Source organism: Cupriavidus oxalaticus (assembly GCF_004768545.1).
Classification (GTDB): Bacteria; Pseudomonadota; Gammaproteobacteria; order Burkholderiales; family Burkholderiaceae; genus Cupriavidus; species Cupriavidus oxalaticus_A.
In genome coordinates, this window is record NZ_CP038636.1 from 810818 (window position 1) to 834526 (window position 23709).

Here is a 23709-nt window from a genome sequence, read left to right on the forward strand (position 1 = left end):
GCTTACTCCTTTTCGCCCATCAGGCCGGACGGGCGGCACAACAGGATCAGCAACATCAGCGCGAAGGGGATCGTTGCCGACAGGCTGGACAGCTTGAGGGTCAGCAGCCCGCCTGCATCCCTGGCCCAGTCGCCCGCGCCCACCAGCGCCAGCAGGTCGGCCAGGCTGCGGTCGACGCCGACCGACAGCGCCGTCATCAGGCCGATCAGCAGCGAAGCCACCATGGCGCCCTCCAGGGAGCCGAGGCCGCCCACCACGACCACGACGAAAACCAGCACGCCCAGTTCCAGCGCCATGTTGGGGTTGGTGGTATAGAAGGCGCCCGCCACCGCCCCGGCCAGGCCGGCCAGCGCCGCGCCGATGCCGAACACGCCCATGAACACCAGCGGCACGTTGTGGCCCAGCGCCTCGGCCATGCGCGGCTTATAGATGGCCGAGCGCACCACGATGCCGACGCGGGTGCGGGTCAGCAGCAGGTAGATGACCACGAACATCGCGACGGCCACGATGCCCATGAAGACGCGGTAGAACGGGTAGGTTGACGCGCCCACGTGGAACGCGGCGAAATCCAGCGACGCGGGCACCCGGTAGTCGACCGGGAAGTTGCCGAAGAACAGCTTGACCAGTTCGGCGATGATGAACGACAGGCCGAACGTGAGCAGCAGCTCGTGGGCATGGCCGTGGTGATGGACACGGCGCAGGAAAAAACGCTCCACGGCCACGCCGACCAGTCCCACCAGCAGCGGCGACACCACGATGGCGAGCCAGAAGCCGATCACGCCCTGCAGCGAAAAGGCAAGGTAGGCACCCAGCATGTAGAACGATGCATGGGCAAAGTTGAGCACGCCCATCATGCCGAAGATGAGCGTCAGGCCGGCGGAGACCATGAACAGCAGCAGCCCGTAGATGGCGCCGTTGAGCAGCGAGACGATGAAGTATTCCATGTGCGCTTCCTGGGGACGAACCGGGCCGCCGCGCGCCGGGACCAGCCCGTGCGCGCGTGGCGGGTGCGGCCCGGACGGGCCGCGGACGCGGGGGAAGAGGCCTAGGCCGGGCGCTGCATCTTGCAGCTGGCCTGCGGCGGCGTGGCGGCTTCCGCGGCGGGGAAAGCCTTCACCGGCTTGAAGCCCATGTCGGTGCCGTCCACCTTGAACCTGGCATCCTTGCTGACCACCGACACCACCATCGGCAGCAGCACCTGGTGGTCGTCGGCACGCATGCTCAGCTCACCCAGCGGCCCCTTGAGCGTGGCCTTCTCCAGCGACTTGGCCAGCGCGGTGACGTTGAGCTTGCCGCTCTCGGGCTTGACCGTCTTCAGGGCCTGGCCCAGCATCTCGATGCCGAACACCGCCTGCGACTCGACATAGGCGGGCAGATGCCCGGCCTTGGCTTTGAAGTCGTTGGCGAACTTCTCGCCCTCGGCGCCGCCCGCTTCCGCGTTGAACGGATGGGCGACATAGTGGCCGAGCGCCACCTCGCCGGCGTTGCCGAGATTGCCCGGCTGGTCCAGAAACACCGTGGCGAAGCGGGTCTTGAGGCCCGCCGCCTTGGTGGACTTCATCAGCAGCAGCAAGTCGTTCGACCAGTTGCCGGTCATCGCGGTATCGGCCTTGGTCGCGGCGATCTTGGCCACGTAAGGCGAGAAGTCCTGCACCTTGTTGACGTCGTGCAGCGTCTTCTCCACCACCTGGTAGCCGCCCGCGGCCGCGTCCTTGGCGATCGCCCTCTCCATGTCCATGCCCCAGGAATAGTTCTGGTTGATGGAGTACACGCGCGTGCCGAGCGCATTAAGCGGCTTCATCGCGCCGACCAGCGCCTTGACGCGGATCTCGGCGTTGGTGGCGAACTTGAAATGGTAGAAGTGGCACTTCTCGCCGGTCAGCTCGAGCGCTTCGCCGCCAACGTTGAGGAACAGGATCTCCTTGCCCGGATTGCGCAGGTTGTACTTGCGCACGTCCTCGGTCAGCTGGCCCGATACCGCCGACGATGCGCCCTGGACCACGATCTGCACGCCATCGGCAATGGCGGCCTTGAGCTTGTCGGCGGCGCCGGCGGGACCACCCTGGTTGTCGTACTCCACCAGCTGCAGCGGTTCGCCGTTCCAGCCCCCGGCGGCATTGATCTTGTCGATCGCGTAGCGCGCAGCGGCACGGAACATCAGGCCGGTAGAGGCTTGCGGGCCGGACAGCGTCTCGACGATGGCAATCTTGACCGGAGCCGCGTTTGCGGCGCCCCCCAGCAGCGAAAGGGCCGCGCAAGCGACAAGACGACTGGGAATACGGCTACCGCTCATGGTTGTCTCCTATTGTGATGTTCTGGCGGAAGTGGCCTGACAACAATCAAAAGTGGTCAGACCAGTGGAATATAAGAAGTCCGGCAAACACAGTCAATGCCGTATTGGCGGATCTAGGGTTTCCACGGGGAAAGCAATTTCCCGGAATGTAGCGCGCGGGGCATGCTACATTAACCTGTAAGACCAGTTACACACCGATCCATGCAAGGAACCGAGCGCCCGGCCGAGGGAGAAGAATCATGACGTCGAGAGGATCTGCCCAAGTGCTGAAGACACCCAAACGCGCGGAAGGGACATCGTTCTACCCCGAGCCCAAGCACCTGCCCGACGAGATTGCGTCGCGGCTCACGCAAGCCATCCAGGCCGGCGAGTTCGCAATCGGCGACCGGCTGCCCAGCGAGCGCGATCTTTGCGAACAGTTCTCGTGCAGCCGCGCGGTGGTCCGCGAAGCCCTCTCGCAACTCAAGAGAGAGGGACTGGTCTCGTCACGGGCCGGCAGCGGCGTGTTTGTCACCGAGCGCAGCCAGAAGCAGGCATTTCGGATGCAGGACGTCACCATTGACGAGAAGGACTCGCTGGCCATGGTGATGGAACTGCTGGTGACGATCGAAGTGGCAGCAACCCGGTTCGCCGCCATGCGCCGCTCGCCGGAAGACCTCAAGCGCATCAAGCGCGCACTGATCGGAATGGAATACGAGATCGCCAACGACCGGCTGGGCGATGAGGAGGACTTTGCTTTCCACCAGGCGATCGTGGACGCCACGCACAACCCGCATTTCCGGGCGCTGTCGGAGCACCTGGAGCATGGGGCAAGGCGCGTCATCCGGCAGGCACGCAGCAACACCAAGGCGCAGCATGCAGACCTGATCGAGGCCGTGCAGCAAGAGCACAAGGCCATCTATGACGCCATCGCCGCCGGCGATCCGGCGCGCGCTGCGGCAGCCGCGGAAATCCACCTGCGCAACGCCGCGGAACGGCTGAATATGTATCTGAAGGGTTGAAGATTGCCAGCTGTGGGCGGCTCGCCGGCACTTCTATATACGGCGCGGGTTCCAGGCAGATTCCGAAGTGACAGAATTTGCGGGTCTCCGCACATTGTGTGACGGCCGAGTCAAGGCCTTTATTTCCGGCCGGTTTGGTCTACGTTGATCGTTTGAGGCAAGTTCTCGGTGGGATCGATCGTATTCTCGCCCGTGTGGGTAAGCTTCGTCTCCAGCGACGTGCAAGGGGAGACCATTACTGTCGAAGCCTGCAGTACAGTTCGCAGGGCACCGTGTCCGTGAGCCTTGACGTTGCCGGCGCCCGTCAAGTTATTTCACTAAGATGAAATTATTTAAGTTCTGCGGCCAGTGAGGACGACCCACCCTATGGTCCTGTTGGAATTGGCTTGCGGGACACCCCCAGCCCCACGCGCCCGGACACTCGGCGACATCGGACTGCTGCAGCCCGCCAAGCAGGCGAGCCTGGCAGAGGTAATGGCGTTTATCGAACTCGAGAAATTGTATGGACTGGGTTGCGGCCTGGTGGACGTCTCATTGCTGGCTTCCACTCTGATCACACCCGGTGCGCAGCTATGGACGCTGGACAAGCGTCTCGACGATTTGTCAGTGCGTTTTGGTGTGGCGCATCGGCCCAAGCTTCATTAGGTCGCGTGAAGCCAGCACGGGGTTGGTTGGTTGGTTGGTTGGTTGGTTGGTTGGTTGGTTGGTTGAACGCTTGGACCGTAATTTTTCGCTGCTTTAGCGGTCACGGCGGGCCGAGCAAACGCGCTACCGGTCTTCTCCGGCCACAGCCCGCCACGCGTTGACAATGCTCCCGGCCGCGAGGTCGATGTCCTCCTCCGTGGTGGCCCAGGAAATCACTGACATCCGCAGCACGGCCCGGCCCCTCCAGTCGGCACCGCCGACATAGCATTCACCCGCGGTTTGCACCCGTGCGACTACGGCACGGGTCAGGCGGTCGGCGGCGACGGGGTCTTCCTCCGGGCCGAAGCGCAGCAGCACCTGATTGAGCGAGATGCGGTTCAGCACGGCAATGCCGGCTTCCTGCCCCAGCCGCGCTGCCAGCCGGCGCGCCAGCCGGCAGTGCCGCGCTATCATCCCGGCAACACCGGTGCGTCCCAGGTGGCGCAGCATGGCCCAGGTGGCGAAGCCGCGCGCGCGGCGAGAGAGCTCCGGCACGTAGTGGGAGGGATCGCGCTCATCGCCATCCGCCAGCGGCAGGTAGCTGGCGGCGGCAGTCATGGCACGCCGGTGCGCCTCGGGGTGCGCGACGATGGCGTAGCCGCTGTCATAGGGGGCCTGCAGCCATTTGTGCCCGTCGGTCGCCCAGGAGTCCGCCGCCTCGAATCCGGCGGCCAGCGCCGCGGTTTCAGGGCAGGCCCTGGCCCAGAGGCCGAAGGCGCCGTCCACGTGCAGCCAGGCGCCGCGGGCGCGGATGGCAGGCAGCATCTGCGCGACCGGATCGAAGGCGCCGGTATGAATGTGGCCGGCCTGAGCGATCACGATGGCGGGGCCCGCACCGCCCGCCAGCGCGGCTTGCGCGTCAGCGGCACGCATGGCACCGTCACGGCCCGCCGGCACGCGCGACACGCAAGCGCTACCGAAGCCGAGCAGGCGCAGCGCGGCGTAGACGGAGGTATGCGCCTCCGCGCCGATCAGCACCTGGATGCGCGGTGCGCCGAACAGGCCTTGCGTCTCGGCATCCCACCCGGCGCGCTGCAGTACCTGCGTGCGCGCAGCCGCGAGGCAGACGAAATTGGCCATGGTGGCGCCGGTGACGAAGCCGACCGAGGCGGTACCCGGCAGGCGCAGGATGTCGAGCAGCCAGCGGGCCGCGGTGTTTTCCGCTGCGGCGCCCGCAGGCGCGCCGCGATGGTTGGCGCAATTCTGTCCCCAGGCACTGGTCAGCCAGTCTGCGGCGACCCCGACCGGATGCGAGCCGCCGACCACCCAGCCGAAGAAGCGCGGGCCCGTGGTGGCGAGCAGGCCGGGCTCGGCCAGTGCGCGCAGGGCCTCGATGGTTTCGTCCGCCGGCGTGCCGGCTTCCGGGGTGGGCGCATCCCAGGCCTCGCGGCAGTCCGCATAGGAAGTGGCCGGCCACGTCCGCGCCGCGCCTGCCGCCTGGCGGTAGCGCGTGGCGGCGGCAGCCGCGCGGGCAAGCACATCGAGGTCTTCCGTTTCCCTGCACGACATGCCGGCTTTCAATCTCTAGATCTTCGTCACGAACGTCCTGGCGTGGTACAGCGCGACCAGGCTCAACGCCGTGATGATGACAATGGCAAGCACATCGGCGCCCGCATAGCCCCAGAAATCCGACATGGCAATCTCCTAGTGTGTGGTTGCGCAGCACCGGTGCTGCGCCGCTGTCAAAGCAAGCCCGTGTCGCGCATGCGCTGCCGGCCGAAATCGCTCAACCGGAAGCGGAATCGCATCTTGTCGGCGCAGGTGTCGAATTTCTCCTCCACGCTGGTGAGCAGCCCGCCCGAATACAGGTCGGTCAGGATGACCCGCACGGATCCGGCCCAGTAGTTTCCCCCTTTGCCGTACTCCTGGCATACCGAGGCGGCGATATCGCTATCCCACATGCCGTCCGTCCCCGCGATCTGCTGCAGTATGAATCCCTTGATATGCACCTTCGCCATCTCTCATCTCCGGATTGAGAACCACCCACATGTCCAGAACGGGTTACAGCGCACGGACCACTTCGAGGACGTCGCTCTTCTCCGTGTACATCAGGAAAGCGCCCGATACCACCAGCGTCAGTCCCAGCAGGAAGTTCCACGCCGGGAACTGCAGCGTGAACGCGGCCAGGAACACCACGGCGAAGGCGCCATAGAGCGCTGCGATGGCCTGGCCCCGGCCGACGCCGATCAGCGGAAAGGACTTGTACCAGGACACGTAGCAGAAGCCGAACGTGATGCCCGCCAGCAGCAGCCAGGTCATCGCCTTCAGGTTCCAGGTCTGCGCCATCATGCGCATCACGTCGATGTCGCCGAACAGTGCCAGCGCCGGCAGGACCAGGCACAGCCAGTAGAGGGCCTCGGCAGTGAAGCGCACGGTGATGCCGCAGTCAGGATCGGTGACATCGAGCGCGCGCCCGGCAAGCGCCCCTTCGACGCCCCACCCCAGCGCCGCCATGGCGCCGCCGAGGTAGCCCAGCCACGACGTGTGCTTGCCGGACGCGCCGGAAAGCTCGCCGAGGATGCCGGGCGCGTAGATTGCCACGCCGCCGCCGATAATGACCAGGATGCCCAGCGCGGCACGCATCGTAATCTTCTCGTTGTACCAGACGCGGGCGATGCTGGCGCCGACGATGGGATACAAGAGCCCGGCAATGGCGGCGAACACCGCGCCCACGTAGCCCATGGCAAGGAAGGAGCCGAAGATGGCCATCGGCCCACCGAAGATCGCCGCGGCAAAGTACCACTTGGAAATGCGCCGCACCTGGACCAGCGTGCGGCCGAAGTCCTTGAACTTGTCCAGCACGATCAGCCAGAGGAAGAGGAACAGCAGCACCGAGAATGCGTTGAAGGTCGTGATAACCGCCGCCGCCGTCAGGAACTGGCGCGGGTTGGCCATGTCCATGGCGGCGAACGGCGCCTCCTTCCACACCGCGGCGCCGGGCACGTACCACGCACCCCACAAGACCGCACACCACAGCGCCCAGATAAAGCCCCAGCGGATGCTGCGGGCACGAAAACTCACCTTCGCTTGGCCGACGGTCGTCATGAATCCTCCTGTGGTGGGCGCGTCGGAATGCACGCCTGATTCGAGCCTCATGTCCACATACGGAAAGGACCGCACGAACATGTGCGTTGGATTATTGGAGGGGCGCGGGGCCGGCACAATAATCCAAAGGAGAGATACCTACAAAGAGGCATGCGCGGCCGGCATACTTGGCGGAAAAATGCGCGTAGTGCGAGGGGACGAGAGCGCGAACGCCGCCGTGCCGCGCGGCGCGGCAGGCGGTGCTGACTTGCGCTGGGGGGACTAGCTCAGTGCCGCGGCTTCTGCTGCCCGTGCCGCCAGACCACGGCTTCGAGACGGGAGTGAAGATTGAGCTTGGACAGCACGTGCTTGACGTGCACCTTGACGGTTCCAACGCTGATGCCGAGCTGGCGGGCGATGGTCTTGTTGCACAGGCCTTCCGCCAGGAAGTCCAGCACCTCGGACTCGCGGCTGGTCAGGTCAGCCTGGGCGGCGGGCACGCGCTGGTTGGACGCGACCACCTCCATCAGGCTGCCGGTCACGGAATCGCTCAGCACCGAGGCGCCATTCGCCGCGCGCCGCAGGCAGTCGCACAGGTCTTCCGGCTCCATGTCCTTGAGCAGGTAGCCATGCGCTCCGGCGCGCAGCGCGGAAACCACGTCGCGTTCGTTATCCGATACCGTCAGCATGATGAAGCGGGAGTCGACGTGCTTCTCGCGCAAGGCGCCGATGGTCTCGATGCCGCTCATGCCCGGCATGTTCAGGTCGATGAGGATGACATCCGGCTGCATGCGCACTGCCATGTCCACGCCCTCCGCGCCGGAGGAGGCCTGGCCGACGACACGGAAGTCCTGGTCCATGCCGATGAGTTGCGCGAGACCCTTGCGGAACAAGGCGTGATCGTCGATGACCAGAACCGTGTTGCTCGTTTCCATGGCCGTTGTCTCCGTATTTTTTGCAGCCACGCTGCCGGTTCCTGATCCGGCCTGATACTTCTGCGGGACGCATTGCCGCCTGTATCGGCGGTTGTTTGCGAGAGCAACGGAAATACTACCGGCATCCCCGGTTTTGGGGAAGGCGTCAGCGCATGCCAGCGCGACTGGGGTTTTCCCGATTGTGCGCTGACGCTCACCACTCAGGCTGCCGCACCGGACGGAATTGGACCGAAACGCAGGAGCCGCCGCCCGGCCTGGGACTGATCGACAACGCACCGTCCAGGCTCAATGCGCGCTCGCGCATGATGGCAGTGCCGTGCTGGTTGCGCGGATCCGCGGCCGGCTCGAAGCCCAGTCCATCGTCCTCGATGACGATGGCGATCGCGCCATTCTCCTCCGGCAGCAGCCTGACGGTGGCCTGCGATGCACCCGCGTGGCGCACGACATTGGAGAGGGCCTCGCGCACGATCTGCACGATATGGAACTCTTCGTTGGCACTGAGCTGGCAGCCCTTGAGCCGGTTGTCCAGCGTCATGGCCACGCTGCTGCGCGCGCCATACTCATCAAGGGCCTCCTCCAGCGCCGCGGCCAGGCCCTGTACATTGATCTGCGTGCGGAACGTCGTGATCAGTTCGCGCAGCTTGCGATAGGCGCCGTTCAGGCCGTCGCGCAGTTCTTCCGCGGTCGCCTCCAGGCCCTCGCGCGCGTCCCCTCGGTCGGCCAGGGTCTGCAGGCGGCTGACCTGGATCTTCATGTAGGACAGCGACTGCGCCAGCGAGTCGTGCAGTTCGCGCGCCATGGCCGTGCGCTCCTCGATCAGCGCTACCCGGCGCCCTTCCTGCATGCGCCGGAAGTTGCCGATCGCCAGGGACAGGTGACGCCCGATCGCCTCGCCGATCTGGCTGCCTTGCGCCTGGCAGTCCTGCGCCGTCCGGAACAGCACGAAGAGATGCCCGTAGCGCTCCTTGCCGTCGCTGATCGGCACCGCGAGCCCGACCTCGGCGTGCCCGCCCTGCTCCGCCAGCTCGAACACCATGTGCGGGCCCGCCACCGTGAGCGCGCGCACACGCTCCACCTGCGCCCACCCCAGCTCCCCGGCGTGCACGACTTCCGGCAGTTCGAGCGCCTCGCTGGTCTCGTCGTCCAGGCAGATGCAGCAGGCGCGCGCCTGGAGCCCGCCGGCCACCGCCTCGCACACATTGCGCAAGGCCTGCGCCCCCAGCGACTCGCCGGACAGCGCTGTCATCACCTGCTCGAGCAGGCTGAGCCAGCGGTCCTTGCGCTCCGCGGGAATGTCGCCTGCCGGCGCGCGCGCCTCACGCGCCTGGCGGCGCATCCCCAGGCCGATCAGCACGCCACCGGCGGCCACGATCAGCAAGGCAATGCGGACCGCAATATCCACCCGCAAGTGGCGCTGCAAGGCCTCGGATACATCGACGGCCGCCTGCTCAAGCACCGGCATGGCTGCCGACACCGTACCGTAGGCATGGGCCTGCCCTTCGTCCGCCAGCCCCGCGCCGAATGGCGGGTCGGACAGCAGCCGGCGCGTTTCCGCCAGCCATTGGCGCCCCTCCCGTCCGGCTTCGTTGCGCTGGTCGAAGCCGCTGCCGCGCTGGCGCAATTCGGCCGCCTTGCTCAGGAAGCTCACCGCCTCGCTGGACCAGGCCGCGGTCAGGATGGGTTGCACCATCAGCGCCAGCGCCGCCAGCGCCGCCACGGTGATCACCACGGCCCAGGCCCGCACCGCGCGCTGTTGCCGGGCAAGGAAAAGCAAGTATGATTGCGGGGCGCGTCTGCCGGGTACGGAATTGAGATTCATGGGTTCACCTTGGGTCGCAACGCGCATTCAGCCCAGAGCGTTCGATTACCAGCATAACGAAGGAACGCGGGAATATAAAAGGAGACAAGCGCGGCCAGGGTCTGTTCGCATGCAAAGCGTACGCGCGTCTTGCATGCGGACAGGTTCCACGCGAGGGGAGCATCATGCTGACCGTGTGGCTGTACCTGACCGGCGCAGCCGCTGCGTGCGGCTATGCCATCGGCGCCACCATGGGCTGGCTGCCGTCCAGTACACCGCTTGCCGTGGCGTGCCTCGGCGGCGCGCTCGGCCTGGTGGTAGCGGCCGCGGCCACCAACCGGCGCGCGCCGGGCCGGCCTGCCGCCGCCGCGGTGCCGCGCCCCGGCGTTGGCCCGATCCCGCCCCTTCACGACTACCGTGCGCTGATCGACGGTCTCGAGGACATCGTCTTCGAGACCGACGCCGAGGCTGCCTTTGATTTCCTGAATCATGCCTGGAAGTCCATCACCATGCTGGATGTGCACGTCAGCTTGCACACGCCGCTGTTCCGCTACGTCCACCCGGACGAGCAGGCGCTCAACCGCGAGCAGTTTCTCACGATCCTCTCGCAGCATGGCGATGCCTGCCGCTACGAGACCCGCCTGATCCGCCATGACGGGCAGCAGCGCTGGGTGGAAGTCAGGCTGCGGCCACGCTTCGACGGGCACGGCCAGGTGAGCGGCACCACCGGCATGATGACCGACATCCATTCCCGCAAACGCGCCGAAGACGTGCTGCGCGCACGCGACCGCAGCCTGTCGACCCTGCTGGACCATCTCCCGGGTATGGCCTTCCGCTGCCGCAACGACCGCCGCTGGACCATGGAGTTCGTCAGCGATGGCTGCTTCGAACTGACCGGCCTGGAAGCGGTCGACCTGCTCAACCACCCGTCCTACGACGAACTGATCCATCCTGAAGACCGCGCCTATGTCTGGGATTACGTGCAGAGCCAGCTCGAGCAGCGCAAGGCCTTCCACCTGCGCTACCGCATCCGCACGCGCGCCGGCCAGGAGAAATGGGTCGACGAGCGCAGCCGCGGGATCTACGCGGGCAACGGCACCCTGCTGGCGATCGAGGGCTTTATCTCCGACATCAGCAGCCAGAAGCGCGACGAGGAACGTGCCGAGCGGGAGCCGCTGCGCGACCGGCTCACCGGCCTGAAGAGCCGTGCCCTGCTGCTCGATCGCGTCGATCTTGCGCTGCAGTACGGCGCGACCTTCATGCTGCTGTGCCTGGACGTCGACAATCTCAAGCGGATCAACGAGCGGCACGGCCGCGCGTTTGGCGACCAGCTGCTGAGCCGGCTCGGGGAGCGGCTCGCGGCGTGGTGCGGGCCAGGCATCTCCGCCGGCCGCAGCGGCGGCGATGAGTTCGCCATTCTCGCGCTGGAAGCGCCAACCCGTGGCGACGCGGCCGCCTGCGCCGAAGCCCCCGCCGGCTGCGCACCGGCAGACCGCCAGCTCGGTGGCGTCATCGCCGCGCTGACCCTGGTGGACACCATTGCCGGCATGCTGGACACGCCCTTCGACCTCGACGGCACCTCGATTTCCATCAGCGCCAGGCTGGGCATTGCATTCAGCACCGAGGCCGGCACCGACGCCCGCGCCATGCTGCGCGACGCGCTGCACGCCGTGTATTCGGCCCGCTGGCAGACCGCAAGCGGCACCGTGCGCTACGCCTTCGCCGGCGAGTCCGCCAGGCATGTCGCGCAAGCCTGGCGACGCTCGGCCAGTGAATTTGCGCGTGCCTGCGACACGCTGCGCCTGCAGGTCAGCCTGGCCCAGGTCAGGCCGCTCGGCGACAAGCCGGGCTGGGCCGAAGGCACGGCCTGCTGGCACAGCCCACGCGCCGGCCTGATTCCTGCCGAGCACATGTTCCTGCATGCGTGCCGCGCCGGCACGCTGCAGGCCGTGGTCGAGCGCTATCTGCTCGCCATCTTCGCAGAGGCCCGTCTTCATCTGAAGCCGCAGCAGCGCCTGTGCCTGTGCATCGATGTCGTACCGCTCGATGCGGCCATACTGCAAGGGATACACGGCGCCTTGCTTGCCATCGCGGGCCAGCCCGGCGCCACCCGGGTCGACCTGCTCCTGCCGCAACAGGTCGACCCGGGACTGGCCGATCTCGAAGCCACGCTGGCCGGCCTGCGCAGCCGTGGCGTGCGTGTCGGCGTGGACCTTACCCCGGCCGCCAGTCGCGACGGCGAGCCCTTTCCCACGTGGGCCTTGCTCGCCGACTTCTGGCGCATCGGGGTCGACCAGGCCGCCATGGCACGGATCCGGCTCGAACGCCTGCTGCGGATTGCGGCACTGCACGACATCCCCGTGGTGGCCGCCGGCGATGCCGGCGCCTTTGGCAGCCGCCTCATCCACCGGGTTGGCGTGGCCGAGCCGATCGCGCCGGCCGCCTAGCCTGCCGCCGCCCCGCTCCATGGCAGCCAGTGCTCAGAACACGCGTTTCAGGCCGAGTATCCAGTGCGCGGTGCCCAGCCGCTTGCCGTCGGCCACCCACAGGCTGCGATCGGCATTCGTCCCCGTGTAGGCCAACGAGACGGTCCAGCCGGTGCCGAAGCTCTTGCTGACCACGGCGCGCCAGTCCGTATAGTTGAAGGCGCCGTAGTTGCGCACCCATTGCCGGCCCACATGCAGCCCCAGCACGAAGTCTTCCGGCAGCGGGACATCGGCGTTGAGCTCCAGGTAGCCGCTGCCATGCGAGCTGCCCTGGTTGGTCCCCATCGATGCGCTGTTGAAGCCGAAGAAGTCGGTCAGCGTGCTGGAGTATTTCAGGGTCACAAACTTCCAGCCGACCGCGCCGTACAGTTCCAGCGTGTTGTATTTCTCGTCCGAGCCCGGCAGCTTGGGGTTTTCCGGATAGTAGAACTGCAGCAGCCCGACATCAAAGCGCCAGTCGCCGAAGGACTTGGTAAAGCCGCCGTACAGGTCCATCTCAAGGCTGGCGCCGTTGATCGCCTTGCTGCTGACGTTGGTCGCCCAGACGCCAGCGTAGAGACCGCTATCGTGCGCGTAGTCGAAGCCGCCCTGCAAGGCAGGCCGGTCCTGCGTGTAGGTGATGCCGCGAAAGACGTAGTTGCTCATCAGCGCGACATTGGCGCTGAAGGTATGGGGGCTGGCGGGCGGCTTCGGCTCCTCCTGCGCGAAGACGCCTGGGGCCGCGCCTGCACCGCAGGCCAGCAAGCAACCCGAGGCGAAGGCCCTGGACCAGGATTGCGAGGACAGTTTCATGCTTGATCCTTGGCAAGGAATGTTTGCGCTGCATCGACTGCGTATTGTTGGTGGCGTACTGTTGGTGGCTTGTTGTTGCTCCCCATGCCGCGGCGCTCTGGTCCGGCTGGCGCCTTGCCATACCCCCCTCACCCGGGCCCTCTCCCATGCGGACGGAGGGCGGGTGCAACCGGGCGAGGAAGGTCACCGCCGGCAGGTTCCCGCCGTCGGCTTGCTGCACCATCCACCTCAGAAATGGTTGCGCAGCTCCTTGCCGATATCGAAGATGTCGCCCACGATGCCGTACTTCGCAATCGTGAATATGGAAGCCTCGGGGTCGGTGTTGACGGCGATGATGGTGTCCACATGCTTCATGCCGGCCATGTGCTGGACCGAACCCGAGATGCCCATCGCCACGTACAGCTTGCAGTTGGCGGCGGTCTTGCCCGACTGCCCCACCTGCCGCGACTTCGGCAGCCACCCCGAATCGGCGATCGGCCGCGAGCAGCCCAGCGTGGCGCCCACCGAATCCGACAGCTCCTTGAACTGCTCGACGTTGTCTTCCTCGCCCACGCCGCGTCCGATCGAGAGGATGAAGTCCGCGCCCGGGATGTCCACATCGTCGCCGCCGGCCGGCTCTTCGAAGGCCAGGTGCTGGCTGCGCGGCGCGACCTGCGGTGCCGCCTGGCTGGACACCGCCGGTGTCCCGGCCGCTTCCACGGGCTTGAACGAGCCCGGCCGTACCGTCAGCACCACGGTGGCGCGATCGGGGAACTCCATCTCGACGTTCACCTTCTGGCCGTATCCGGAACGCGTGGCCACCCAGCCATCGCCATCGCGCTCGACCTTGAACACGTCGGTGGTAAAGCCATGGCCATCACGCACCGCCAGCGGCGCCGCATAGCCCAGCGTATCCACGCTATGCGGCAGCAAGACCAGCGACGGCTTGCCGGCAGCAATCAGCGCGCGCACCGACGCTTCATATACTTCCGGATCGAAGGCATCGTCCGCGCTTTGCACCGTCACGATCTCATCCACGCCCGCCAGTTTCAGCGCCTCGGCGTAGCGCCCCGGATCGGCGCCGATCACCGCCACCCGCACCGGCTGGCCGCTTGCCGCCTTCAGGCTGACGGCCAGGCCGACCAGTTCGCGGCTGACCGGACGCAGCTCGCCCTTGCGATGCTCACCTACCACCAGAATGCCCGTCATCATGCTTCTCCCCTGTATTCCTTGATGATCTTTGCCAGTTGCGACGCCTGCTCGGCCGGGGTGCCCCCGATCATTTGCGCGCGGCCCTTCTCCGGCACGTACATGCGCCGCACCCGCGACAGGGAGCCCGCCGCACCAGCCTCGCCGGCGGCAAGGCCGATGTCTTCCGGCGACACCACTTCAATCGGCCGCGAGGCCGCCTGCTTGATGCCGCGCAAGGAGGCATAGCGCGGCGTGTTGATGCCGAGCTGCAGCGTGAGCACGGCGGGCGTGTCGATCTTCACCGCGGCATAGGTGCCGCCTTCGAGCTCGCGCCGCACCGTTGCCTTGCCATCACCCGGGGTGTATTCCAGCGTCGCAACGACCGCCGCATGGGGCGCATCCAGCAGCCCGGCGAGCGCCATGCCGGTCGCGCCGAATGCGTGGTCGGAAGCCTGCACGCCGGCAAACACCAGGTCGGCGGACTCGCGGCGTGCCAGCGCGGCCAGCACCCGCGCCACGGCGATGGGGTCGGATTCCTCCAGCGCATCGTCCCAGACGCGGATGGCGCGGTCGGCGCCCTTGGCCAGGCACTTGCGCAACTCTTCGTCCGCGCTGTCCGGGCCCACCGTGGCCACGATCACCTCGATGCCCTCGCCGCCCGGCCCCTCCTTGAGGCGCATGGCCTCCTCCAGGGTGTAGTGGTCCCACTCGTTCAGGTCGTGCACCAGGAAGTCGGGATCGATGTCGCGGCCGTCGTCGCGAATCTCGAAGTCCTCGTCCAGCGTGGCCACCTGCTTGATCGTCACCAGTATCTTCATATCGTCTCCATCGTCTGCGCTGCTTGTTGTATGGCTCGCGGCATGGCCTGGCGCCGCGCCGGCGCCGCGCGCATGCCCGCCAGCCGGGCGAAATGGCCGAAGATGCGGAAGCGGACTTGCGCGTCGGGGTCGCCGCGCATGCGCCAACGGTCCGCGTCCGTCAGGTTGGGATGCTCGATCACCATGGCGCGGTGCAAGGCGTAGCCGTCGTGACGCAGCACCAGCAGCACGCCACGCGGCGCCTTCCGGTTGAGGATCACGGCGCGGCGGACATCGGCGCTCGGGTGGGCCGCCAGCGTCGCCAGCCGCGCGGGCGAGGTGCCGGGATGACGTGCCACGCCCGCCAGTACGTCGACGTCCGTGCAGCGTGCAAGGCGGCGCAGCAGCGGCAACGGCAGGTCATCGCGGTAGGCCACGCCGGCCCGTACCCAGGCGACGGGATCCGCGCCCAGCCGCTCCAGCAGTCCCGCAGGACAGCCCGGGTGCCGCGCCGCGCAGCGCCGCACCTCTGGCTCTGGATCCGCTGCGGCCAGCACCAGCCAGTCCACCGGGCAGCCGGGGTTGCGTGCCACCGTGCGGCGCACCCAGGGGTCGGTGTCCTCCAGCAGCCAGCCCGCCATGCGCGCCGCCAGGTCCTTGCGCCCCGCCACCGCGCGGCGCACACCGGCATCGCCGTCGAAGCAGCATGCCAGCAAGGCATCGGCGGGTATGGCCGGGTGCGCCGCTGCCGCACGACGTACGGCGGGATCGGCATCTGCCGCGAGCTGGCGCAGAAGCGTCCCCGGGGCCCGCGCCTGCTGCGCCAGGCAGCGCCGCTCCAGCGCCGATGCCGGCAATGCCTGCAGCAGGCTGTCCGGGCAATGCGGATGCAACAGGATCTGGGCTCGCACCGCTACGCCGTTGCCCTCGTCCCCCTCGTCCCCCTGGCCTGCATCGCGCCACAAAGCCTGCAAGGTGGCCTCGCCGGTGGCCGGGTTGATGGCCAGCAGCCGCTGCAGGACCGGCAAGTGCCGCTGCTGCAGCGCGGCCAGCACGTCCGCGGCGACGCCCGCGTTCTCGCACAGCGCGCACAGGATCTCCTCCTGCGCCGTGTCGTCGGCGATCTGCGCCAGCACCGCACGCGGCATATGCGCGTGCCGCGCCAGCAGCAGTCGCATGCGTTCGCTGCGCGCCCGCGGCCAGAGCGCAGCCAGGCAATCCGCTGGCGCGGCGGGATTGCGCGCGAGCCGCTGCCCGACCATGGCATCGTCGCGCGCTTCCGCACCCAGCCGCGCCAGCACGGGCGGCGCCACGAAGGCCGCAGATGCCAGCAGCAGCCGGTCGCGGCGCGCCTCGAACAGGCGCGGCGCCAGCCACTGCCGGTGCACCGCCGAGGCGTAGGGATAGAGCGCGGCCGCGGGGTACGGCTCCGCGTCTTCCCGCGCGCGCCGCAGCAGCTCCATCCAGTGCCGACCGGTGAATTTCATCGCCGCGCGCCTCAGGCTTCCACCAGGCCGCCCTGCGGGCTGGCGGACCCGCCAGCACGCAGGGCGGCTGCACCGGCACCTGCACCGGCAACCTCGGCTTCCAGCGTGATGGGCTCGGCCAGCGCGTCGCGGATCATCTCGATCAGTTCTCGCACCACGAACTTGCCCTCATAGCCGCTGGTCTTGAGCGCGTCCTCGAACATGGTCAGGTCTTTGGGGCAGCAAACCACGAAGACTTCCAGCCCGTCGATGCCCGCCGCCTCACGCATGCGCAGCTGGGACGGCTTCTCGGCGCCGACCGGATCCGGCATCCAGATGCGCCCGCCGCCGGCGCCGCAACAGAAGGAGTTGTCGCCATGGCGCGGCATCTCCACCAGTTCGCAGCCGATGCGCTTCAGGATTTCGCGCGGGCCGCCGTAGCCCTTGTTGAAACGGCCCAGGTGGCAGGGATCGTGCAGGGTCACGCGCAAATGCTGCGGCTGGCGCACCTTGAGCTGGCCCTGCTCCAGCATGCGCTGCACGAAGCTGGTGTAGTGCTCGATCTCATAGTTGCCGCCGAAGTCCGGATACTCGTTGCGGATGGTGTTGTAGGAATGCGGGTCCGTGGTCACGATGCGCTGGAACTGCACGGTGCCCAGCGTGGCGATATTGGTTTCGGCCAGCAGTTCGTAGAGCCCTTCCTCGCCCACGCGGCGCACGTCGTTGCCGGCATTCGATTCCCCTTCGAACAGCAGGCCGAAATTGACGCCGGCCTCGTGCAGCAGGGTGGCGAAGGCCTGGCTGACCTTCTGGTTGCGCGGATCGAACGAGGCGTAGTCGCCCACGAACCACAGCACGTCCACCGGCTCCTTGCGCGCATCCTTGATCTGGAACGGCAGCGCCTTGGTCCAGGCCGCGCGCTTGCGCTTGGATTCCCCGAAGGAATTGCCAGTCTTGTGGATGGTCTGCAAGGTCTTCTGCAGCTGCGGCTCCATCTCGCCCTCTTCCACCAGCTTGCGGCGCATCTGCACGATGATGGGTACATGCTCCACCGCCACCGGGCAGATCTCCACGCAGGCCATGCAGGTGCGGCACGACCACAGGGTCTCCATGAACACCTGGCCGCCATCCTTGCCGTGCGGGCTCAGCTTGACCTGCTCCGGCAAGGTGTTCTTCTGCAGGGCATCGTTGGCGAACTCGCGCAGCGAGAGGATCACGTCGCGCGGCGACAGCGGCGCCCCTGCGGCGCGCGCCGGGCAGGCTTCATGGCAGCGGCCGCACTTGGTGCAGGCATCGAGGTTGAGCAGATGCTTCCAGGTAAAGTCGGTGATGGTCGTATAGCCCACCTTGTCGCCGGTGGCGGCCTGGCGCGGCAGGCGCTGCGCGGCCAGCGGATCGCGCAACATCAGCGAGCCGGCCGCGGTGAAGATGTGCTTGACCTTCGTGAAGGGAATCAGCGCGATCAGGGTCAGCGCCAGCAAACCGTGGAACCACCACAGGCCGGTGCGCAGCAGCCCCGCCGCGGCGGCGCTCAGCCCGGCAGCGCGCAGGCCTTCGGCCAGCGCCGCGCCGAACGGCGACCACCACCGCAGCTCCCATACCTCCGGCCGCTGCTGCAGCCAGACCAGGCGGGCGGCCTCCAGCACGTAGCCGGTCGCGCCGATGACGATCAGTGTCCACAGGAAGGCCCAGTCCTCGCGGCGGTAGCCGCTGCGGTCGTAGCCGGGCTCGCCGGGCTTGCGGTCGGGGCGCGTGTAGTCCAGCTTGGGCGGCTTGATCCAGCCGCGCCGGACCATCATGTAGACGAGACCGCCGATCATGGCCACGCCGGCGCAATCCAGTACCAGCGAGAACCACAGATAGAAATTCCCGTGCCAGAAGCTGATGCCGAACAGCTTGGCCGTGATGTCGTAGTCGAGCGTAATGGTTGCGGTGCCGATGAAGAGCAGCGCGAAACCATAGAAGATAAGCCGGTGCGCGCGCCCGGCGGCGGGATCGCGCCTGGCGATAGTGCGATGGCTCGCTACCGTGCGGCACATCTGCAGGAAGCGCTTGAACAGATCGAGCGGCGCGCCCAGGGGCTGGCCACGCCGGTACTTGCGCACCTGCACATAGGTGCCCCAGCAGAACACGCCGATGGCGCCGAAGCCCACCAGGTAGAACAGCACGATGGCGTGGGACGAGAATCCTTCAAACAGGACCCGGGTGATCTGGAGCGGGTCGAACTTGTCTGCGGCGAACATGGCGGCTTCCGTCTGGGTCGATGCGTGGAGGAGCGGCGGGGCGCGGCGGGGCGCGGCGCGACGAGGAGGGCCAGGCACAGCCTGCCTGGCCCTCCCCCCGCGGATCACACCTTGTAGATGATCTCGAAGGTGCCTTCCTTCTTGTGCGGCACGCCCCAGACCGGCACTTCGCGGCGGTAAGGCAGCGGGATCTGCGCGTCGTCTTCCTCGATCTCGCGCGCCAGCCGCTGGCCGCCGAAGGTGGCGTCGGCAATCAGCCGCGGCGCCTCGGCATCGCCGATCAGGTAGACCTCCTTGATGCCCACGCTGGCCCAGCGGTCCTGCGCCGCCTTCAGCTGCCGGTACAGGCCGTCGTTGGAGCGGCGGCCGGTCACCAGCACCAGCGAGTCGAACTCCAGCCAGCGATGGGTCTTGTTCTCGTCGCGCGGGGACTTGCCGGGTCCGCGGTAGGTGCGGCGCGAGCCGTCGCCCCAGATGTTGTAGATCTCGATGCGGCCCGGCTCGATGCGGCTGGCGAAATGGTCGCCCATCTCGTTGACGCCCAATTCGTGCAGGCGCCGCATCATGTTCGGATACTCCAGCGTGAAGTGCATGTAGTTGGCGAGGTGCACACCGCTGACGATGGTCACCTCGTGGCCGGCAGTCGCCAGCTTCTCGGCCAGGCTCGGCGCCATGAAGTAAGTGTCCGCGTTGAGGATGACCACGCGCTTGCCGATCGCCTTCTTGCCGGCGATCACCTGCTCCGGCGTCAACTGGTCGTCGCGCGAGGCGTCGGCACCCGGGATGGGGTCGTGGGTCAGGCAGTTGGTGCCGTCGGTCACCCAGTGCGAACCGGTAGCGATGACCACCTTCTCGGCACCGTATTCAAGAATGGCGTTGGCGCTCAGCGGCTTCTGGCCCATCGCGAGCTGGCTCTGCTTGTTCTTTTTGAGCAGCTTGGCGATCTGCGTCTCGCGGTAATCGCGGTGGTAGCCCCATTCGCCCAGTCCGGGCAGCGTGATGATCTGGTTCAGGTGGCCGCCGATCTTCTCCGCAGTGTCGACCAGGTGCACGGTGTGCCCGCGCTCCATCAGCACGCGCGCGCATTCCGAGCCGGCGGGGCCCGCGCCCACCACCAGCACGGAATCGTCGGACTTGGCGCGCGCGAACCTCTCGGGGTGCCAGCCGCGGCGGTACTCCTCGCCGGCGGTGGCGTTCTGCGTGCAGATCATCGGCGGGCCGCCGATTTCCCAGCGCGAGATGCAGACATTGCAGCCGATGCAGACGCGGATGTCGTCGATGCGGCCTTCCTCAATCTTCTTCGGCAGGAAGGGGTCGGCGATGGACGGACGCGCTGCGCCGATGATGTCGGCAATGCCCTTGGTCACGATCTCGGTCATCTTTTCCGGATCGGTGAAGCGGCCCACGCCCAGCACCGGCTTCTTCGACACCTGCTTGATAAAGCGGGTCCAGGGAATCTGGTGGCCCTGCAGGTTGAAGCGCGAGGGACCGGCGTCCTCGCCCCACTCGGCGATGTCGCCCACGTCCACGTCCCACAGGTCTAGCAGGTGGTCGGCCATCTCGACGAACTTCATGCCGTCCTGCTCCACCTCGATGCCAGCCACGCCGTACAGCGAATCCACCGCGAAGCGCGTGGCGATGGCGCAGTCGTCGCCCACGGCGCGGCGCACCTTCTCCAGCGTTTCGAGCCAGAAGCGCGCGCGGTTCTCCAGCGAGCCGCCGTACTTGTCGGTGCGCTTGTTGTAGTAGGGAGAGAGGAACTGCAGCGGCAGGTAGGAGTGCGCCCCGTACACGTAGACGATGTCGAAGCCGGCATCGCGCGCGCGGTAGGCCGCATCGACGTAGTACTGCTGCACCTGGGCGATGTCGCGCAGGTCCATCTCCTTGCAGTAGGTCAGGGTCTCGAACTCCGAGGCGTACTGGCTCGGGCCGCGCGGCGTGGCCCGGCTTTCCATGCAGGGCGCGTGGGCGCCGCCGTACCACATCTCGATGCCGGCCAGTGCGCCGTACTTGTGGACCTCGTCGGTCATCGCGCGCAGGTTGCGCACATCGCCCTCGTCCCAGATCCGCGCGGACATCCGGTGCGTGTCATCCGATTCCGGGTGGATCGAACAGTATTCCGTATTGAGGGCTGCCCAGCCCCCTTCCGCCTTCATCGAGCGATGGGCCGCCTGGAATCCGGGCAGCGTGGAGCCTGCGCCGATGCAATGCGGAACCTGGTAGAAGCGGTTGCGCAGTGTCTTGGGGCCGATCTGGATCGGTTCAAACAGGATGTCGTAGCGTGGGTCGCGGGCCATTGATGGTCTCCAGCCGGTTTGTGGGGCGATCGCTCTCGGGCGTCGCAGGCAACGCGGAGCGCGAGCTCCGCCTTGAATCGAATCGGGACGTCTGTTGTTGTTCTCTGGCTGCGCTGCGCTAATCCGGCGCCGTGCCTTCGCTGAGCATGCGGGCGTCGTCGAATGGCGCCAGCCAGTCGATCGCCGCCTGGCGGTAGCGGGTGATCCCCTTGTAGTCGACCAGTTCGCCAGGCAAGGTGCGCAGCACGCGGTGCAGCCGCGCCGCCCATTTGGGCACCGTGGCAAGCTCCTGCAGGCTGATCAGGTAACAACGCACGCCGAAGCCGATGGCATTGCTGCGCGGCAGGCGGAACAAGGTCTGCAGCTCCACGCGCAGGTGAACCAGCTCGCCGGCGTTTTCGCGGGTGACGGCGGCCCGCTCGGCGCCCCAGTCGCAATAGCGCTCCGGCGATGTATCCAGGCGCGGATGGATGGTCATGGTCCAGTTCAGGCGGCGCACTGGCCCGCCCACCCGCAGGTGCAGCAGGTATTTGAGGGCGCGGTCGAAGATGCCGAGCTCGTGCGCCAGCGGCACCGGCCCGTGCCATTCGGTGAAGCTCATGCCCAGGTCAAAGTCCAGCGACCAGTCGGCCTGCGTGGTGACCATGCCGGCATCCATGAACAGGTTGTCCTGGCGCTGGTCCATCAGCACCCAGTCGCCCTGCACCTGGCGCAGGATGTACTCCAGCGGCGGCTGCGGCAGCGAGGCGGTGTCGCCGAAGACGAAGCGCTGTTCCAGGCCGAGCAGGCGGTTCTCCCAGGTCCAGTGCGCGCCGTCGCGTCGCAACTGGAAATGGCCGGGATGGCTGGCCGCCAGCGAGGTCATCATCAGCTCCAGCGTGTCCCATTGCGCTTCCATCATGTGCGGCAGCGCCATGCAGCGGCCGGGGTCCTGCGCCAGCACCAGCGCGCGCTCGCGGCATTCGCCGAGGTAATGCTCGTCGATGTCGAAGGGATGCTCGGTGACGCTACCGGCGGGCCCCGCGGCGTGGGGCTCGATATTGACCGAGTACATGTACCGGTCTTCGGCAAACGGAAACGGAAAGCGCCGGATCGCAGCGGGACTGTTGCTATAGACGAAATCGCCGCGATAGGTCTCGTCCTGCTTGAAGATGGTTTCCATCGCGCTTCCTCGCCTCCTAGATGGCCAGCACCACGCGCTGGCAGCGCGCCCGCGAGACGCAGGGCATGAGCTTGCGTCCGCCCGCCCGTTCCTCGGCGGAGAGATAGTGATCGCGATGCAGCAGTTCGCCGTCGGTCTCCAGCACCTCGAGTTCGCACTGCCCGCAGGCACCGCCGCGGCACAGGTAAGGCGCCCTGACGCCGGCCGCCTCGATGGCTTCCAGCAGGCTGACCTCGCTGCCGACCTGCACGGTGATGCCGCTGCGCGCCAGCACCGCCTCGAACGGGACGCCGGGCTGCGGCGCGAGAAACTGCTCCCAATGCACGTGGCCGTCCGACCACCCCGCCGCGCGCGCCGCCTGGCGCACGGCGTCGATCATGCCGGCCGGCCCGCACACGTAGACATCGGTGCCGAGCGGCTGCCCCGCCAGCACCGTGGCGAAGTCGAGCTGATTGCCGCCCTCGTCCACGTAGAGATGCAGCTTGCTGCCGGCGATCCGCTGCAGCGCGACGGCGAAGCCGGCATGTTCCTGGCTGCGCACGGCGTAGTGCAGCTCGTAGGCCGCATCGAGCCGCTCCAGCTCCGCCAGGTGCGAAAAGAATGGCGTGATGCCGATGCCGCCCGCGATCAGGATGTGCTTGCGCCGGGTCTTGAGCAGCGGAAAGAGATTGACCGGCGCGGACACGCGCAGCACCGAGCCGACCGTGACCCGTTCATGCATGTGGCGCGAGCCGCCGCGCCCTTCGTCCACGCGGCGCACACCGATCTGGTAGTGGTCACCGTCCCAGGGCGAACTCATCAGCGAGTACGGATTGCGGTGCAGCCGGTCGTGGCCTTGCATCTCCACCACGATATGGCTGCCGCCGGAGAAGCGCGGCAGCGCGCCGCCGTCGGCATGCTGCAGGGTGAAGCGCTTGATCAGCGGCGTCACCGGCTCGATCTCTGCCACGCGCACCGGAATGGATTCCTGCGGTTTCATGCTGCCCCCGGGGTTTCCGCGTCGGCCATCACACCCATGAAGGCGGCGAGCCGGCGCGAATAGTGATCCCGCACCAGCAGCGTGCGGCCACAGCCCGCGCAAGGCGCCAGGCTGCCGCTCACCGCCGCGTTGCAGGTGTGGCAATGGATGCAGTACACACGGCGCGCCGCGGCCGGGGCCACGTGCTCGCATTGCATCTCGTCGGGATCGAGCCCATGCTGCTCGGCGCTCCGGCTCGCCTGGGCAAGGAAGTCCTCGTCGCCGGCGGCGTAGAAGCGCAGCCCCATCGGCTGGCGCGCCAGGGCCTGCGCCAGCGCCGCGAGCAATGCGTTCCCGGATGCGGCGATGGTGGCGCCGGGCCACGCCGCGCGCACGCCTTCGGCAAGGTCGGCGCTGGCCGCGGGGGCGTACAGCAGCTCGCATGCCGACGCCGCGGAGCCCGCCCGGCTGGCCTGCGCGGCCAGGCGCAGCAGGGCCTCTGCGCCCGCCCCGCACGCCACCGCCAGGTGCGTGTGCCCGCTGCGGTCGAACTGCAGTGCGCGGTACACCGGCATGCTCTTGATCCCTGTCACCAGCATGGCA

18 protein-coding genes and 1 pseudogene are annotated in these 23709 nt (G+C 67.3%); 3 read left to right on the top strand and 16 right to left on the bottom strand.

The genetic code is table 11. From position 1 onward, the window contains the following. Positions 1–2: 2 nt before the first annotated feature. Together E0W60_RS31805 and E0W60_RS31810 are read right to left on the bottom strand one after the other, a co-directional pair. A complete protein-coding gene (locus E0W60_RS31805; protein WP_135706829.1) occupies positions 3–944 on the bottom strand; it encodes a branched-chain amino acid ABC transporter permease in 942 nt (313 codons plus the stop codon). A 101-nt stretch (positions 945–1045) separates the two neighbouring features. Further along, the gene (locus tag E0W60_RS31810) at positions 1046–2293 is read right to left on the bottom strand and encodes a branched-chain amino acid ABC transporter substrate-binding protein (RefSeq protein WP_135706830.1); all 1248 of its coding nucleotides are present in this window, start codon (positions 2291–2293) and stop codon (positions 1046–1048) included. Positions 2294–2556: 263 nt separating this feature from the next. Between E0W60_RS31810 and E0W60_RS31815 the strand changes: the two genes are divergently transcribed. Together E0W60_RS31815 and E0W60_RS31820 are read left to right on the top strand one after the other, a co-directional pair. After that, positions 2557–3294: a FadR/GntR family transcriptional regulator gene (locus E0W60_RS31815; RefSeq protein ID WP_240746028.1), complete on the top strand. Its 738-nt coding sequence runs from the start codon at positions 2557–2559 to the stop codon at positions 3292–3294. A 357-nt stretch (positions 3295–3651) separates the two neighbouring features. After that, positions 3652–3939 (top strand): annotated as a pseudogene (locus tag E0W60_RS31820) (VapC toxin family PIN domain ribonuclease); the annotation flags it as partial. Positions 3940–4062: 123 nt separating this feature from the next. Here the strand turns inward: E0W60_RS31820 and E0W60_RS31830 are convergent. From E0W60_RS31830 to E0W60_RS31850, 5 genes are all read right to left on the bottom strand, one after another. Next, entirely contained in the window at positions 4063–5487 is a 1425-nt protein-coding gene (locus E0W60_RS31830; RefSeq protein WP_135706832.1) for a pyridoxal phosphate-dependent decarboxylase family protein, read from the bottom strand. 173 nt (positions 5488–5660) lie between these two features. After that, on the bottom strand, positions 5661–5936 hold the full coding sequence (locus E0W60_RS31835; protein WP_135706833.1) for a hypothetical protein: 276 nt from the start codon (positions 5934–5936) through the stop codon (positions 5661–5663). Between the two features lie 43 nt (positions 5937–5979). Continuing rightward, positions 5980–7023, bottom strand: coding sequence for a DMT family transporter (locus E0W60_RS31840; RefSeq protein ID WP_135706834.1), 1044 nt, complete (start codon positions 7021–7023; stop codon positions 5980–5982). Positions 7024–7289: 266 nt separating this feature from the next. Next, the gene (gene narL / locus E0W60_RS31845) at positions 7290–7937 is read right to left on the bottom strand and encodes a two-component system response regulator NarL (protein WP_135706835.1); all 648 of its coding nucleotides are present in this window, start codon (positions 7935–7937) and stop codon (positions 7290–7292) included. A gap of 193 nt (positions 7938–8130) precedes the next feature. After that, positions 8131–9711: a histidine kinase gene (locus E0W60_RS31850; RefSeq protein ID WP_240746029.1), complete on the bottom strand. Its 1581-nt coding sequence runs from the start codon at positions 9709–9711 to the stop codon at positions 8131–8133. A 209-nt stretch (positions 9712–9920) separates the two neighbouring features. On the opposite strand from E0W60_RS31850, the gene E0W60_RS31855 reads away from it, so the two are divergent. Then, entirely contained in the window at positions 9921–12182 is a 2262-nt protein-coding gene (locus tag E0W60_RS31855) for a PAS domain S-box protein (RefSeq protein WP_135706836.1), read from the top strand. A gap of 33 nt (positions 12183–12215) precedes the next feature. Here the strand turns inward: E0W60_RS31855 and E0W60_RS31860 are convergent, their stop codons facing one another. The 9 genes from E0W60_RS31860 to E0W60_RS31900 all read right to left on the bottom strand — a co-directional run bounded on the left by E0W60_RS31860 (position 12216) and on the right by E0W60_RS31900 (position 23705). Continuing rightward, positions 12216–13013, bottom strand: a complete 798-nt coding sequence (locus E0W60_RS31860; protein ID WP_135706837.1) for a TorF family putative porin — start codon at positions 13011–13013, stop codon at positions 12216–12218. A gap of 228 nt (positions 13014–13241) precedes the next feature. After that, the gene (locus tag E0W60_RS31865) at positions 13242–14201 is read right to left on the bottom strand and encodes an electron transfer flavoprotein subunit alpha/FixB family protein (RefSeq protein ID WP_135707129.1); all 960 of its coding nucleotides are present in this window, start codon (positions 14199–14201) and stop codon (positions 13242–13244) included. Then, positions 14201–15001: an electron transfer flavoprotein subunit beta/FixA family protein gene (locus tag E0W60_RS31870; RefSeq protein ID WP_135706838.1), complete on the bottom strand. Its 801-nt coding sequence runs from the start codon at positions 14999–15001 to the stop codon at positions 14201–14203. Before E0W60_RS31870 ends, E0W60_RS31865 begins: the two co-directional genes overlap by 1 nt. Further along, on the bottom strand, positions 14998–16467 hold the full coding sequence (locus E0W60_RS31875; protein ID WP_135706839.1) for a hypothetical protein: 1470 nt from the start codon (positions 16465–16467) through the stop codon (positions 14998–15000). Before E0W60_RS31875 ends, E0W60_RS31870 begins: the two co-directional genes overlap by 4 nt. 11 nt (positions 16468–16478) lie before the next feature. After that, complete coding sequence (locus tag E0W60_RS31880) at positions 16479–18689, bottom strand: (Fe-S)-binding protein (RefSeq protein WP_135706840.1); 2211 nt, start codon at positions 18687–18689, stop codon at positions 16479–16481. Positions 18690–18793: 104 nt separating this feature from the next. Then, positions 18794–20986, bottom strand: coding sequence for an FAD-dependent oxidoreductase (locus E0W60_RS31885; protein ID WP_135706841.1), 2193 nt, complete (start codon positions 20984–20986; stop codon positions 18794–18796). A gap of 118 nt (positions 20987–21104) precedes the next feature. Next, positions 21105–22148 carry a heme-dependent oxidative N-demethylase family protein gene (locus E0W60_RS31890; protein ID WP_135706842.1) on the bottom strand — a complete coding sequence of 348 codons (1044 nt, stop codon included), beginning with the start codon at positions 22146–22148 and terminating at the stop codon, positions 21105–21107. A gap of 16 nt (positions 22149–22164) precedes the next feature. Then, on the bottom strand, positions 22165–23127 hold the full coding sequence (locus tag E0W60_RS31895; protein ID WP_135706843.1) for a PDR/VanB family oxidoreductase: 963 nt from the start codon (positions 23125–23127) through the stop codon (positions 22165–22167). Then, positions 23124–23705 (bottom strand): dimethylamine monooxygenase subunit DmmA family protein, encoded by a 582-nt coding sequence (locus tag E0W60_RS31900; protein ID WP_135706844.1) that lies wholly within the window; start codon positions 23703–23705, stop codon positions 23124–23126. Before E0W60_RS31900 ends, E0W60_RS31895 begins: the two co-directional genes overlap by 4 nt. Positions 23706–23709 lie beyond the last annotated feature (4 nt).